Source organism: Bacteroides sp. BFG-606 (assembly GCF_024788145.1).
In the GTDB taxonomy this organism is placed as follows: Bacteria; Bacteroidota; Bacteroidia; order Bacteroidales; family Bacteroidaceae; genus Bacteroides; species Bacteroides vicugnae.
On sequence record NZ_JANUIL010000001.1, the window covers coordinates 5,189,134 to 5,204,954 of the forward strand.

Consider the following 15,821-nt stretch of genomic DNA (forward strand, 5'->3'; position numbering starts at 1 on the left):
TTATCAACTCTAACATATTTAACAACAAATCAAATCAGGTATTATGTCAAAACTTAGATTCAGAGTAGTAGAGACAGCTTTCAAGAAGAAAGCGGTTGAGGTAGCAACACCTGCTGAACGTCCTTCGGAATACTTCGGCAAATATGTGTTCAACAAGGAAAAGATGTTCAAATATCTTCCCAGCAAGGTATACAATGCGCTGATTGACGCAATTGATAATGGTGCTCCGCTAGATCGCAGTATTGCTGACGAAGTAGCTGCCGGCATGAAGAAATGGGCCATCGAAATGGGGGCCACTCACTACACACACTGGTTTGCACCGCTCACCGAAGGTACGGCAGAAAAGCACGATGCTTTCGTCGAACATGACGGCAAAGGTGGCATGATGGAAGAATTTACAGGCAAACTGCTTGTGCAGCAAGAACCGGATGCTTCTTCTTTCCCGAATGGCGGAATCCGCAATACATTCGAAGCGCGTGGTTACAGTGCCTGGGATCCTTCATCACCTGCTTTTATTGTAGATGATACGCTTTGCATCCCGACTGTCTTTATCGCATATACCGGTGAGGCTCTCGACTATAAAGCTCCCTTATTGAAAGCACTGCGTGCCGTAGATAAAGCTGCCGTAGACGTATGCCATTACTTCAATCCGGAAGTTAAGAAAGTGGTTGCTTATCTAGGCTGGGAACAGGAATATTTTCTGGTGGACGAAGGTTTATATGCCGCACGTCCGGATTTATTGCTGACCGGACGTACTTTGATGGGACATGACAGTGCCAAGAACCAACAGTTGGAAGACCACTACTTCGGTGCTATTCCCACCCGTGTGGCTGCCTTCATGAAAGACCTTGAAATTGAAGCTCTGAAACTGGGTATTCCTGTCAAGACTCGTCACAATGAGGTTGCTCCAAACCAGTTTGAGCTGGCTCCTATCTTTGAAGAATGTAACTTGGCCAACGACCATAACTTGCTGATTATGTCACTGATGCGTAAGGTGAGCCGTCGCCACGGTTTCCGCGTACTGCTTCATGAAAAGCCCTTCAAAGGTGTCAATGGTTCGGGTAAACACAACAACTGGTCTTTGGGTACTGATACAGGTATCTTATTGATGGGACCAGGTAAGACTCCGGAAGACAATCTGCGTTTTGTTACATTCGTTGTCAATACATTGATGGCTGTTTACCATCATAACGGATTGCTGAAAGCTTCTATCTCCAGTGCTACCAACGCCCACCGTCTGGGAGCGAATGAAGCGCCTCCTGCAATTATCTCCTCTTTCCTCGGAAAACAGTTGTCGCAGGTATTGGATCATATCGAGAACAGTACGAAAGATGATTTGATCAGCCTTAGCGGTAAACAGGGAATGAAGTTGGATATTCCGCAGATTCCCGAATTGCTGATCGATAATACAGACCGTAACCGTACTTCTCCATTTGCTTTCACAGGCAACCGCTTTGAGTTCCGTGCCGTAGGTTCCGAAGCAAACTGTGCTTCTGCCATGATTGCATTGAACTCGGCCGTAGCAAATCAATTGGTGAAGTTTAAGAAGGACGTGGATGCGTTGATTGAAAAGGGAGAACCCAAAATTTCCGCCATTCTTGAAATCATTCGCGGATATATCAAAGAATGTAAAGCCATTCATTTCGACGGTAACGGTTACAGCGACGAATGGAAAAAAGAAGCTGCCCGTCGTGGACTGGATTGCGAAACCAGTGTTCCTGTTATCTTCGACAATTACCTGAAACCGGAAACAATTGCCATGTTCGAAGCTACCGGTGTAATGACAAAGAAAGAACTGGAAGCCCGTAACGAGGTGAAATGGGAAACTTATACGAAGAAGATTCAGATTGAGGCACGTGTATTGGGTGACTTGGCAATGAATCATATCATTCCGGTTGCCACTCAATACCAGACGGACTTAATTAATAATGTCTATAAGATGCAATCTCTTTTCCCGGCAGAAAAGGCTGCGAAATTGTCTGCTAAAAACCTGGAACTTATTGAAGAGATTGCCGACCGCACAGCTTTCATCAAGGAGCATGTAGATGCAATGATTGAGGCTCGTAAGGTTGCAAACAAGATAGAAAGCGAACGGGAAAAAGCCATTGCCTACCACGACACAATCGTCCCGGCACTGGAAGAAATCCGTTATCACATCGACAAGTTGGAACTGATTGTCGACAATCAGATGTGGACGCTTCCAAAATACAGGGAACTGTTATTTGTGAGATAGAAAAAAATGCGGTGAACGATAAACTGTAAACGGTGAACAAACTGCATTATCATTGCAGAATATTCACCGTTAGCCGTTCACTGTTATTGAAATTATCTATTTCTTTTGTTGGTTGTTTTAAGTTTGCGGGGAGGGGTGCTGTGAAGCAGTCCTCTTCTTTTTTTATTCGATAATCTTTGCGTCTTCAATATCATCATCGTCATGCATAACCGGAGCCTTCGGGCGGCGACGGGCAAACTTGAACCAGTTTATCAATTCGGAAAGAGAATAAACCAAACTGCTGATACCAATAATTATAAATGCAGTATTACGCGCTCCTGTCGGATTGAACAAAGCGATGATACCCGCAATAAGAATCAGCGAAGGAATCAGATAAAAAGCTCTCGAAACGGGCATCCACCGACGAGCCATCGACAAAGAAGCAATCTGTTGCACTCCTCCCATAATCAGGATAAATCCCAATAAAAACATCAGGACGTCTGCAAAGAATTCAGGCATCACAATCAGCCAAAGTCCGAATAATAAGCTACCGATTCCTTCTATCGGAAAACGGGGAGCAGCTTCACCTTCCGGTCTTTTCCGGCCGAAATAGCCAAAAAGGCTGATAACACCGGGAATCAAGAAGGCAACACCTACCGTAATGACAATATAGCTGGCAGCCGCATTAGGCCAAATCACGAGTACCAATCCAATCACAAGTGCGAAGAGAATACGAATAAGGGAATAATTCATTGTTTTCATAAATTCTATTTTTTTAACCGAGTCTGTTCCAATACTTTTGCGAATATAAGTGTTTCTACTGACATATAAAAATAACAAATAAACATTGTAATAAGTTCGTAATATGTTACGATATGAAAAAAAGGTGATCAATATTTGGAAAAGTCCTCGTATTAATCACCTTTTTATATTTTAGTAAATATAATATTATGATACCTTGTTTTTTATAAAATCAATAGCTTAATACTTCATTACCTTATTACTGCTTACAGTATTATACCAGTCAGTATTCATGGCCTGATCATGCGCCCAGTCGGCGAACTTAGCATATGCATCCGTTATCACTGTTGTCTCTGTAGGATAAGCAAATTTTTCAGGAACGCAAAGAGCCCATGTATTATTAACCGCCTTGATTACATCCAGCACTTCCTTATCAGCCAATTGGCCGTTCGCTGTAGGCGAATTAAATTGATTCAGATGAATTTCCGTTCTCTTCTGAGCTCCCCCTGATATGCAATAAAGAAATCTAAGCCGTCTGTCACACTAGGGATGGATATTGCATTCTTGAGTTTTATGTTCACTTCAAGAGTATATATGTTTGTAAGAGGAGTACTAGCATTCCCCGTATTCAACATAGGACGTTGTGATCCAGTATATCCATACACATAATGTGCATCGCCAAATAAAGGAATCACAAGTTCATTACCGTTCGTTTCATAAGATGCATTTTCAAATATTCCAGAATTTAATGAGTTGGTACGTTGGGTAGCACCTGCACCAAAACTGACCTCTTCCACATTACTTTTATCGAATTCTCGTATTCTTAAACCAGCACCTAATTGCTTCACGGCACCAACCGCACGCAGGTCGACTATATATTTCAATTCTTTCACATCATTACCAGCAGCAGGCAAATTGACATTCAACACAATATCATTGAAATCATAGTCTCCCGCTTGCGGATAATTGTCTTCAAAGGCATAAGAATAAACTGCATTTCGAATCTCTACATCATCCGGATTTTCATCAGAATTGTATCCTTCTTTGATACATTCACCGTCAGCAGGAAGTATAAAATCAGCCTTACCCGGATTGCAATAGGTAGCGCCTTGCTGCAATCCTTTATTTACTAGCCATGCAAAAGGAGACCAGTCATAGTGCGCTTCACCTTTATATGTCTGATCTGTTATTTCACAAATGATATTATTGGTTACTTTAGAATTAGATTGGGCCAAACCACTAAGATTAGCAATCTCATTAATTCTCAATAAAGCAGTACCCACAGTTGGACCGGTAACAGTTCTATATAAGCTGGCCTTACCTGTACAAGTCAACATGGATTGCGCTTCCATTACAATGTCATTGTCATTACCATTATAACCAAGCTCCTCGCAAATGGCTTCGGAAGTATTCCCCATAACAAGTGTGCCAAATTGGAATTTACCGGTTTTCAAATAACAACCATTTTTAATATTGGTATTATTGTTACCATTGATACTTTCAGTCTCCATAGTACCATGATTCACCAGTTCCATTCCATTTGTTGAAGCTTCATAGCGTTCCAACTGAAGTAATCCATAATTATAAAAGACTCCTACACCACCGTTGAAATCTAATACAGAGCAATTAATAGTGCCTGCATTATAGTTTCTTAATCCACTAGAACCATTTGTAATTTGAATAGTTCCCTCACCTATGATACTTCCACCCGGCATTACTGTTAAATAAGACTTATTTGTCAACGCCAAGCTCGCATTTTTGGCTATCTCTACTTTCCCACCATTTTCAACTACAATTTCTGTAATATCGCTAAATTGATAACTACTTTCAATAATCCATGTACTTCCTTGAGGAACGATTACTTTCACAGCCTGGGCTCCACCACTGGTTCCAGTAGTAGTAAATCCTTTATTAAAAGTACCACTCTGAATTTTAAACCAACGTTCTTTTTCTTTGAATACAGGTAATTTAGCATATTCAAACCATCCGGAACCTGCACCCAAATCCCAACCAGCTTGAACATCAGTAGCTATCGCTTTTTTACTACTAATATCATCGGCTGTATAAGGCGCTCCCATAGCCGGTATACCTGTTTTCGGCACAGTTCGTGACATAGAGCGTGTAGGCACATCCTTTTCATGTCCAAGTTGTGCAGTTACTTCTCCATTTTCAATCGACACGGGCTGCACCATATAATGTCCGTGATTGTCTATACGTGCAACAAACACTTTATTGAGAGCTGTTGCACAGTCCATCACTACATTCAAAGTTGTACTTTGATTGGCAGTTCCTTCCGCTAAGATTTTTGCTGTACTTTCCGAGCTTAATGGGTCAGCATCGAATATCTGTATCTTATAATCTGTGCCCAAATCTCCATTAACCGACACATGTGCCGTCACTTTATGCGACATGGTCCAATCCCCATTAGGATCGATGTTCTTTACAGGAAAGGTTTCTTCGTAAGTTTGTCTCAGTTGATCTGCATTGAACAGAGTTTTCTCATTATCAACACAACTAGTAAAACTGATGGAGGACGCCAACAACGAAAAAGTGAAGACTTTTGCAATGTTCTGTTTCATAATCTTTGAATGCTTAAGTTTGCTTTATTTGCACAAAATACAAATCACCACTAATCAACAATCAGTAATGAACGCACAAAGATAATTGTATTTATAGATAAAAGACAGTTAAAGTTGTATTTTCAGCTCACCGTTAACATCTTTTATTAATATAATTTTAATTATTCTCATTAAAAGACAATCGGCTACATCATTGAAAATAAAAAACTTATAAGTATAAGCTTTGTAGTATGAAGCAAAAACAAAGAGTTGCATATTCTATGCAACTCTCAATTAAACAACAAAGATTCAGTACTACAGAGCACTACAAAATCCCGAGTTCCTTCATTTCCCTATCGAAAGAATAAAAGTTAATAATTAGAAGGGGAAAATCAAAGGTAAAACAAAAATCATCACAATCCCCATAATAATCTGCAATGGCAATCCTACTTTTACATAATCCATAAAAGTATATTGACCGGCAGGCATCACCAGGGCGTTAGGCGGTGTAGAGAATGGAGAAGCAAAACACATACTTGCACCTACCGTCACAGCAAACAAGAAGGGAACCGGACTCACCCCAATCTGTATGGCACTTTGCAAAGCAATCGGCGCAAGTAAGACAGCAGTAGCAGTATTGCTAATAAACATCGTCATCAGCGAAGTCGTAAAGTAAATACCTGCCATCAATGCAACAGGTCCGTATGCTCCCAAGCCGCTAACCAACGTATTGGAAATATATTCCGAAGCTCCTGTTTTCTCCAATGCCAAGGACATAGGAAGCATAGCTGCAATCAATACAATACTCTCCCAGTTTATCGTTTTATAAGCCACTTCTACATTACGGTAACATCCGGTCAATACCATCAATATACCTGCTATCATAACAGCTGTAACCGGAGCTATCGGAATGAAGTCGAAAACCATCATTGCCACCATTAATAACATAATAGCAGCCGCCACGGGAGCTTTATAGTCTAACGTTACTTTAGCCGCTTCCGCCAAAGGCTGTCCCAAGACAACCCAATCAGCCTCTTCTTTACTAAGACGGGCTATATTATTCCATGTTCCCTGCACCAGAAGTACATCACCACTGTGAATGCGCTCATTTCCCAACTCTTGCAATAGGTATTCCTTTTTACGACGGATTCCTAATACGTTCACATTAAACTTATCACGAAAACCGGCCTCTTTAATAGTTTGGTTTATCAAATTAGAAGCTGGCATCAACACTATTTCAGCAATACCGATGTCATAAAAATCCAGCGAATTAACTGTACTTTTTGTTTCTTCTGTTGCATGGTCGTCTAAAATCTCTAACAGATAATCTTCCGCAAAGAGTTGTACCTTATCAAATTCTCCCGTCACATACAAAATATCCTCGGCTTGCAACATCGTGTCCGGTGTGGCAAACTTCTGTGTAATCGTTTTCAAAAAACGATGTTGCGATGCATCACCACGACGAACTTCCATGATATTCAAACCATATTTATGACGAATATCCAAGTCAATAATTGTTTTACCTAAAAGCCGGGAATCTTTTATTACCTGCAAACGGAACAGATTGCTGGAAAGTCCATATTCATTCACCAACTGCTTCAATGACTTACCCGAACGTTTATTATCATCTTTCTGACCCTTTTTAGAAAGAAACCATTTACTAAGTGGCATTAATACAAGTGTACCGACAATTACACAGACAACACCGACAGGCAGGAAAGAGAAGAAGGAAAGCGGTTCAAGTCCGGCGGAAGTCAACGTATTCTGTATCACAAGGTTCGGCGGAGTACCGATTAAAGTCATCATACCTCCCATACTACTCGCAAAAGCCAATGGCATCAATAGCCTGCTCGGATTCATACCGGCACTCATCGCCAGACTGACAACAATAGGAAGCATCAGCGCCACCGTACCTGTATTACTGACAAACGCACCAATGACCGAAGTCACTAACATCACTAACAGAAATAATCGAATCTCACTAGTTCCTGCAAGTTTAAGAATACGGGAACTTATCATTTTTGCCAACCCAGTCTGAAAAATAGCCCCTCCCACTACAAACAATCCGATCATCATAATGACTACCGAATTGGAGAAACCGGAGAGTGCTTCGTCAGGAGTTAATATCTGAAAAATAAGTAAAGCTATCAGCGCACATAGTGCCACAATATCCGAACGAACCTTGCCGTTCACAAAAAAGACAGCCGAAAGAACGAGAATGATAATGGTTATTAGCATACGTAATTTAATGATTGTTTTATTTTGACTCTATCAAAACTAATTCAGGTGAACAAAAATAGAAAATACTCCAGCGTTATTAAAACAAATTAGAAATGATTTTAGTTCATGAGACATCATTTAATATTTTAATACATTTTCTCTCCGAAAAAAGATTCTAAATCAAACTAAATATGATACTATACAAGAACTATAAAATACCACACTTCTACTATCTCTTCATCACATATAATTACAGCCTCACAATATAATGTTGAAAGACAATATATTTATGTATTATTTTTTTGAAAATTAAAGAACAATTCATATCTTTACACCTCATTTATATCAAACATTTTATGGCAAACAATATTTTGTTAAATTATTGGATCAACGAAGCTCATTGGGGTTATAATTATTTACTGGTAATTATTTTGCTCCTTGTCATCAGCAGCTTACTATATAGAATCCGTAAATTACAAAAAACGATTAAAAAGACCAATCATTCCTACCGTTTCTCCTTTGATATTCTCGATAACCTTCCTTTTCCTATCTTTGTAAAAGATATTACAAACGATTTCCGATACTATTACTGGAATAAAGAATCAGCCGCTCAATCCGGCATTAGCAGTGAAGAAGCCATCGGACATACTGATTATGAAATTTACGGAGAAGAAAGAGGTGAAAAATACCGGCATATCGACAAAGAACTCATACAAGCAGGCAAAGTATATCGCAAAGAAGAGAAATACACCACTCCCGATGGAATCACCCATGATACTATTGCCGTTAAATCTATTATTTCATGGGAAGGAGAAAAGAAATGGCTGTTGGCAACCCGGTGGGATATCACACAACTCAAGAATTATGAAAGAGAATTAGTTGCCGCCAAGGAAGAACTGGAAAAAGCATTGAAGAAGCAAAAACTAGCTCTAAAAAGTATCGACTTCGGCCTTATCTATATTGATAAAAATTACCGCGTACAATGGGAGGAAACAAGACAAATAGCCAGCCTGGTAAAAGGCAGACGATACATACCGGGAAAAATTTGCTATCAGACCAGTGCACTTCGTAATGAACCGTGTGGACAATGTGCCTTCAAGAAAGCTATCGAACAGGGCAAAATTATCCGGCATACCATCAGAGTAGACGATGTAGATTTTGAAGTGACCGCAACTCCTGTATTCGGCGACGAAAAGGAAACTGAAATTATTGGAGGATTACTTCGTTTTGAAAACATCACTGAAAAACTAAAGATGGACAAAATGCTGCAGGAAGCAAAAGAAAAAGCCGAAGAATCCAACCGGCTCAAATCTGCCTTTCTCGCTAATATGAGCCATGAAATACGAACCCCGCTAAATGCGATTGTAGGATTCTCCGAAATGGTTTGCCAGACGGAGGAGGAGGAAGAGAGAAAAGAATTTGTAAAAATCATCTCCAGCAATAATATCTTATTATTGCAACTGATAGACGACATCCTCGATCTTTCTAAAATTGAAGCCGGCACTATGGATTTCACATTTGCACAGACTGATATCAATGAATTGATGGAAGGTATTTGCAGGCAAATGCAAGAAAAGAATTCTTCCCCGGACGTTCAAATCTTATTCACAGAAAAAGCAGATCAATGCGTGATGTATACCGACCGCATACGTCTATCACAGGTTATCATCAACTTTACAAATAATGCTTTGAAATTCACCCCTAAAGGTTCTATCGAAATGGGATACCGGATTGAAGAAGCCAAAGATGAAATATACTTTTATGTAAAAGATACAGGTATCGGAATTCCTGCTGACAAGATAGATAAAGTGTTTGAACGCTTCGTCAAACTGAACTCCTTTATTAAAGGAACAGGACTCGGACTAGCCATCTGCCGTGTCATAGTAGAAAGACTGGGCGGGGTTATCGGAGCGCAATCTAAAGAAGGAGAAGGTTCTTGCTTCTGGTTCAGAATTCCAAGGTCAGAGAAAATTGAGAAATAATAAAAGAGGATATCGTGAAAAGTCTGTTCCAATATCCTCTTTATCCTATATTTTTAATGTAAGAGTATGCTTAAAGTGCAGTCTCTAATATCCTGCGGGCAACAGCACCCGTTACATTTCCATTCTCTCCATATTTAGCACCACGTTCATTGAATCGACGTTCGACTTCCAAGATAGTATCCTGTCCGATGTTCTCTTCATGCAAACGTGTAGTCAGCCCAAGTGAACGGAAGAACTCTTCGGTATGACAAATCGCTTCATCAATCCGTTCTTCTCGCGTACCGGAAGTAATTCCCCAGACTCTTTCACCATACTGCAAAAGCTTGTCTCCTTTTTCTTCATGAAGCACCTGTAAAGTGGCAGGAAGAACAATGGCTAACGTATGACCATGTGTCAATCCGTGCAAAGCAGTAATTTCATGGCCAATCATGTGAGTTGCCCAGTCTTGCGACACTCCCATAGCAATAAATCCATTCAATGCCATTGTAGCCGAAAGCATAAAATCAGCCATCAGTTGATAATCATGCTGGTTTTCACGGATTTTCGGAGCTATTTCCACCAAAGTTTGTAAAATGCCTTCCGCCCAACGGTCCATAATGCGGCTCTGCCCGGGAGTAGTCATATATTGCTCCATCACATGAACAAAGGTATCAGCCAAACCACAGGCCACCTGATGAGGAGGCAAGGTAAAGGTTACTTCCGGGTCAAGAATAGAGAAGATTGGATAGTTGGCATAAAAAGGATATTTCTCTTTTGTTTCACGACGGGAAATAACTGCCCCGTTATTCATCTCCGAACCGGTAGCGGGCAAAGTCAATACAGTGGCAAGAGGTACAGTATGAGTGACTGGACGTCCGGCAAGTACTAAATCCCAAGCATCACCATCATACAGAATTCCTGCAGAAATCAATTTCGTACCGTCAATAACGGAACCACCACCAACAGCCAGCAGATAATCTACTTTCTCTTCTTTTCCCAAAGCAATAGCTTTACGAAGAGTTTCAATGGCAGGATTGGGTTCGATTCCCCAGAATTCTACTGTAAAATGATTCTTCAATGCTTCTTTTACCTGATCGTATACTCCGTTTTTCTTCACGCTTCCGCCGCCAAAAGTAATCATAATACGCTTGTCGGATGGTATTTCTTTAGCCAGCCGGGCAATCATCCCTTTTCCCATTATCAGTTTCACGGGATTTTGAAAAATAAAATTTTCCATATCGTTAGTCTATTGTTATTATTTTGGTTATCAGTCACTCTCCTTGCAAAGATACATGATTTATCCGAACCCTGTCAGAATCAAGCGAAGAATTGTTGTACCACGGAAGGAACCATAGCCGACAACCAAGGTTTCATATCCTCTGCTACCAATAACCAATACAATAATAATATAATGAAAATGGCAATAGCAATACCTACTAAAACTTTTCTCTGTTTCATAATTGTTTTTGTTTAAATATTCAATATTTATAAGAACAGTTCAGGTTGAAAATTGTTCTATATCAGAAAAATGAAGGCAAAAGAGAAAAAAAGTCATTTTTTGTTTGCTGTTTCAAACAAAGTGTCTATATTTGCCCTCATAAAATTACAAAAGACAATGAGAACAATGTTAGTAAATACATATTGGTGGTGGCACCCGTTACAACTCCGACAGTCGTAAGGGAGCAGTGCTCGTATGTATATACCTCATTAAAGATATAACAGATTTGAAAGAGCCCTGTCGCAACTTGCGGCAGGGCTCTTTTTATTTGCCCATTTTCGAACAGATTAGATAATAACATAAAAAATAGATAGGATTATGAAAAGTTTTTTAGTTGACCAGGATGGCTATTACGGAGAATTCGGTGGTGCTTACGTACCGGAAATCCTCCACAAATGTGTTGAGGAACTGACAAACAAGTACCTCGAAGTGATTGAAAGCGAAGAATTTAAAAAGGAATTTGAGCAATTATTACGCGACTACGTAGGACGCCCTTCCCCACTCTATCTGGCAAAACGCCTTTCCGAAAAGTATGGTTGCAAGTTGTATCTGAAACGGGAAGACCTGAATCATACCGGTGCACACAAAATCAACAACACCATCGGACAAATCTTGCTGGCACGCCGCATGGGAAAGAAGCGCATCATCGCCGAAACCGGAGCCGGACAACATGGAGTAGCAACAGCTACCGTGTGTGCATTGATGGATATGGAATGTATCGTTTATATGGGAAAGACGGATGTAGAACGCCAGCACATCAATGTGGAGAAAATGAAAATGCTGGGAGCTACCGTTATTCCCGTTACTTCCGGAAATATGACCTTGAAAGACGCCACCAACGAAGCGATCCGCGACTGGTGCTGTCATCCTGCCGACACTTATTATATCATCGGCTCTACCGTAGGCCCTCATCCTTATCCTGATATGGTGGCACGCCTGCAATCTGTTATCAGCGAAGAAATAAAAAAACAACTGCAAGAAAAAGAAGGACGTGACTATCCGGATTATCTGATAGCCTGCGTCGGAGGAGGAAGTAATGCTGCCGGAACGATTTATCATTATATCAATGATGAACGGGTAGGCATCATTCTGGCAGAAGCCGGAGGCAAAGGAATAGAAACCGGAATGACCGCCGCTACCATCCAACTCGGTAAAATGGGAATTATCCACGGAGCGCGTACTTACGTCATCCAAAACGAAGACGGACAGATTGAAGAGCCTTACTCGATTTCCGCCGGACTGGATTATCCGGGCATTGGCCCGATACACGCCAATCTTGCCGCACAAAGACGTGCCAACGTTTTGGCAATCAATGACGACGAAGCAATAGAAGCCGCTTACGAACTAACTAAACTCGAAGGTATTATCCCTGCACTGGAATCTGCCCATGCATTAGGAGCTTTGAAAAAATTGAAGTTCAAACCGGAAGATATCGTTGTATTGACTGTTTCAGGACGAGGAGACAAAGATATTGAAACCTATTTATCGTTTAATAAACAGCAATAAGTAATTAGTAAACCATCATTCGTAATCAATAATCAAGCAATTATAGAAATGAAAACATTTAATTATACAACTCATAGCAAACAAGTGCTCGGAGATATGCATACTCCCGTCAGCATTTACCTGAAAGTCCGCGACATGTATCCGCAATCTGCATTAATGGAAAGTTCCGATTATCATGCCGGAGAAAATTCCTTGTCATTTATTGCCCTCTGTCCCCTGGCAAGCATCGGTATAAACAGTGGAATTGTCACTGCCAAATATCCCGATAACAGCCGCACGGAAGAACCCTTGACAAAAACCTTCCATGTAGAAAAGGCCATGAACCGGTTTATCAATCAATTCCAAGTGACCGGAGATAATAAGAATGTATGTGGACTTTACGGATACACGACGTTTAACGCTGTGAAATACTTCGAGCACATCCCGGTGAAAGAAAGTCACGATGAGCAAAATGATGCTCCGGATTTGCTATACATATTATATAAGTATGTCATTGTTTTCAATCATTTCAAAAATGAATTGACACTCGTTGAAATGTTGTCCGAAGGAGAAGAAAGCGGCTTGCCGGAACTGGAAGCAGCCATCGAAAACCGGAATTATGCTTCTTACAACTTCTCTGTAACAGGTCCCGTTACCAGCCCTATCACCGACGAAGAACATAAAGCCAATGTCCGCAAAGGAATCGCACACTGTATGCGTGGAGATGTTTTCCAAATCGTACTTTCCAGAAGATTTATCCAACCTTATGCCGGAGATGATTTCAAAGTTTACCGCGCACTCCGCAGCATCAATCCTTCTCCTTATCTTTTCTACTTCGATTTCGGAGGATACCGCATCTTCGGTTCTTCACCGGAAACACATTGCAAAATCGAAGATGGTCGTGCTTACATCGATCCGATTGCCGGAACTACCCGCCGTACCGGAGATATAGTAAAAGACCGGGAACTGACAGAAGCTTTACTAGCCGATCCTAAAGAAAATGCAGAGCATGTCATGCTGGTTGATCTTGCCAGAAACGACCTTTCCCGTAATTGTCATGATGTACGCGTTCTATTCTATAAGGAACCACAATATTATAGCCATGTCATTCACTTGGTAAGCCGCGTCAGCGGTATGTTGAATGAGGGCGCAGACAAAATAAAAACGTTTATTGACACGTTTCCTGCCGGCACATTAAGCGGTGCTCCCAAAGTACGCGCTATGCAGTTAATCAGCGAAATCGAACCACATAATCGTGGAGCCTATGGTGGCTGTATCGGTTTTATCGGATTGAACGGCGAATTAAACCAGGCTATCACCATCCGTACTTTTGTAAGCCGCAACAATGAACTCTGGTTCCAAGCCGGAGGAGGTATTGTAGCCCGCAGTCAGGATGAATACGAACTGCAAGAGGTGAACAATAAACTGGGAGCACTGAAAAAGGCGATTGATTTAGCTGTCAAACTAAAAAATTGAAAGCAGAGATAGTATTTGAACAACCATTTTACAATGACAATAAAAATGAAAATATTACTTTTAGATAACTACGACTCTTTCACTTATAACCTACTGCACGCAGTGAAAGAATTAGGGGCTACAGATGTAGAAGTAGTCCGCAACGACCAGATAGAGCTTGATGAAGTAGACCGATTTGATAAAATCATCCTGTCTCCCGGACCGGGCATACCCGAAGAAGCCGGACTGCTATTACCTATTATTAAAAGATATGCTCCGACCAAAAGTATTCTGGGTGTCTGCCTCGGTCATCAAGCCATCGGCGAAGCTTTCGGAGCACGTCTGGAAAATCTCAAAGAAGTATATCATGGAGTACAGACTCCGATTACCATCCTTCACCAGGATTTGCTTTTTGAAGGGTTGGGAAAAGAAATCCCTGTCGGAAGATACCATTCCTGGGTAGTCAGCCGGGAAGGTTTTCCCGATTGTCTGGAAATAACGGCAGAAAGTCAGGAAGGACAAATCATGGCAATCCGCCATAAGACCTACCATGTACATGGTATTCAGTTCCATCCCGAATCAGTATTAACTCCGCAAGGAAAAGAAATTATTAAAAACTTCTTAAACGATTAAACTTATGAAACAGATTCTATACAAACTTTTCGAACATCAATATCTAGGACGCGATGAGGCTCGCACCATTTTACAGAACATCGCACAAGGAAAATATAATGATGTACAGGTAGCCTCTTTAATTACCGTCTTTCTGATGCGTAATATCTCTGTGGAAGAATTATGCGGTTTCCGCGATGCATTGCTTGAAATGCGTATTCCGGTTGATTTAAGTGAATTTGCTCCGATAGATATCGTAGGAACCGGAGGTGATGGAAAAAATACATTTAATATTTCCACAGCTTCTTGTTTCACTGTTGCCGGAGCCGGTTTCCCGGTTGTGAAACATGGTAATTACGGAGCAACATCAGTCAGCGGTGCCAGTAATGTGATGGAGCAACACGGTGTAAAGTTCACCAGTGACGTCGATCAACTGCGTCGTAGCATGGAAAAATGTAATCTTGCCTATCTGCATGCTCCTTTATTCAATCCGGCATTAAAGGCTGTAGCTCCGGTTCGTAAAGGATTGGCAGTACGCACTTTCTTTAATATGCTCGGTCCGTTGGTTAATCCGGTATTACCGGCCTATCAACTTTTAGGAGTTTACAACCTCCCGTTACTTCGCCTCTATACCTATACTTATCAGGAAAGCAAGACGAAATTTGCCGTTGTTCATAGTCTCGACGGATATGACGAAATCTCTCTGACAAATGAGTTTAAAGTGGCGACCAGCGATCATGAAAAGATTTACGCTCCCGAGAGTCTCGGATTCTCCCGCTATAAGGAAACTGACCTGGATGGTGGACAAACACCGGAAGATGCAGCTAAGATTTTCGACCAGATCCTGAATAACAAAGCTACGGAAGCTCAAAAGAATGTAGTGGTAGTCAATTCAGCTTTCGCCATCCATGTGATTTGTCCGGAGAAGACTATTGAAGAATGTATTGCTCTCGCCAAAGAGTCATTGGAAAGTGGACGCGCATTAGCAACTTTGAAGAAATTCATTGAGTTAAATAGTTAAATGTAAAATTAGGCACGGATTACGCGGATTACACAGTTCTTGTTAATCCGAAGCCGTA

10 protein-coding genes and 1 pseudogene are annotated in these 15,821 nt (G+C 41.0%); 6 read left to right on the plus strand and 5 right to left on the minus strand.

Going from position 1 to position 15,821, the window contains the following annotated elements:
• Positions 1-43 precede the first annotated feature (43 nt).
• Positions 44-2,233, plus strand: coding sequence for a glutamine synthetase III (locus tag NXV01_RS19985; protein WP_148367542.1), 2,190 nt, complete (start codon positions 44-46; stop codon positions 2,231-2,233).
• 162 nt (positions 2,234-2,395) lie between these two features.
• Here the strand turns inward: NXV01_RS19985 and NXV01_RS19990 are convergent, their stop codons facing one another.
• The 3 genes and pseudogenes from NXV01_RS19990 to NXV01_RS20000 all read right to left on the minus strand — a co-directional run bounded on the left by NXV01_RS19990 (position 2,396) and on the right by NXV01_RS20000 (position 7,749).
• Positions 2,396-2,974, minus strand: coding sequence for an HdeD family acid-resistance protein (locus NXV01_RS19990; RefSeq protein WP_259023124.1), 579 nt, complete (start codon positions 2,972-2,974; stop codon positions 2,396-2,398).
• A 219-nt stretch (positions 2,975-3,193) separates the two neighbouring features.
• Positions 3,194-5,532: pseudogene (locus NXV01_RS19995) on the minus strand (LruC domain-containing protein).
• 357 nt (positions 5,533-5,889) lie between these two features.
• Positions 5,890-7,749, minus strand: coding sequence for an SLC13 family permease (locus NXV01_RS20000; RefSeq protein WP_259023125.1), 1,860 nt, complete (start codon positions 7,747-7,749; stop codon positions 5,890-5,892).
• A gap of 338 nt (positions 7,750-8,087) precedes the next feature.
• Between NXV01_RS20000 and NXV01_RS20005 the strand changes: the two genes are divergently transcribed.
• The gene (locus NXV01_RS20005) at positions 8,088-9,713 is read left to right on the plus strand and encodes a PAS domain-containing sensor histidine kinase (protein WP_259023126.1); all 1,626 of its coding nucleotides are present in this window, start codon (positions 8,088-8,090) and stop codon (positions 9,711-9,713) included.
• Positions 9,714-9,783: 70 nt separating this feature from the next.
• Here NXV01_RS20005 and NXV01_RS20010 read toward each other — a convergent pair whose 3' ends face one another.
• On the minus strand, positions 9,784-10,929 hold the full coding sequence (locus NXV01_RS20010) for an iron-containing alcohol dehydrogenase (protein ID WP_148367656.1): 1,146 nt from the start codon (positions 10,927-10,929) through the stop codon (positions 9,784-9,786).
• 80 nt (positions 10,930-11,009) lie between these two features.
• Positions 11,010-11,150 carry a hypothetical protein gene (locus NXV01_RS20015; RefSeq protein ID WP_167511910.1) on the minus strand — a complete coding sequence of 47 codons (141 nt, stop codon included), beginning with the start codon at positions 11,148-11,150 and terminating at the stop codon, positions 11,010-11,012.
• Positions 11,151-11,508: 358 nt separating this feature from the next.
• Between NXV01_RS20015 and trpB the strand changes: the two genes are divergently transcribed.
• Genes trpB through trpD form a run of 4 tightly spaced genes read left to right on the plus strand, consistent with a single transcriptional unit; the run spans position 11,509 to position 15,763 of the window.
• Positions 11,509-12,696 carry a tryptophan synthase subunit beta gene (trpB, locus tag NXV01_RS20020; RefSeq protein ID WP_259023127.1) on the plus strand — a complete coding sequence of 396 codons (1,188 nt, stop codon included), beginning with the start codon at positions 11,509-11,511 and terminating at the stop codon, positions 12,694-12,696.
• A gap of 48 nt (positions 12,697-12,744) precedes the next feature.
• Positions 12,745-14,151, plus strand: coding sequence for an anthranilate synthase component I family protein (locus NXV01_RS20025; protein WP_148367654.1), 1,407 nt, complete (start codon positions 12,745-12,747; stop codon positions 14,149-14,151).
• 45 nt (positions 14,152-14,196) lie between these two features.
• The gene (locus NXV01_RS20030) at positions 14,197-14,763 is read left to right on the plus strand and encodes an aminodeoxychorismate/anthranilate synthase component II (RefSeq protein WP_217722523.1); all 567 of its coding nucleotides are present in this window, start codon (positions 14,197-14,199) and stop codon (positions 14,761-14,763) included.
• 4 nt (positions 14,764-14,767) lie between these two features.
• Positions 14,768-15,763 (plus strand): anthranilate phosphoribosyltransferase, encoded by a 996-nt coding sequence (trpD, locus tag NXV01_RS20035; protein ID WP_148367652.1) that lies wholly within the window; start codon positions 14,768-14,770, stop codon positions 15,761-15,763.
• Positions 15,764-15,821 lie beyond the last annotated feature (58 nt).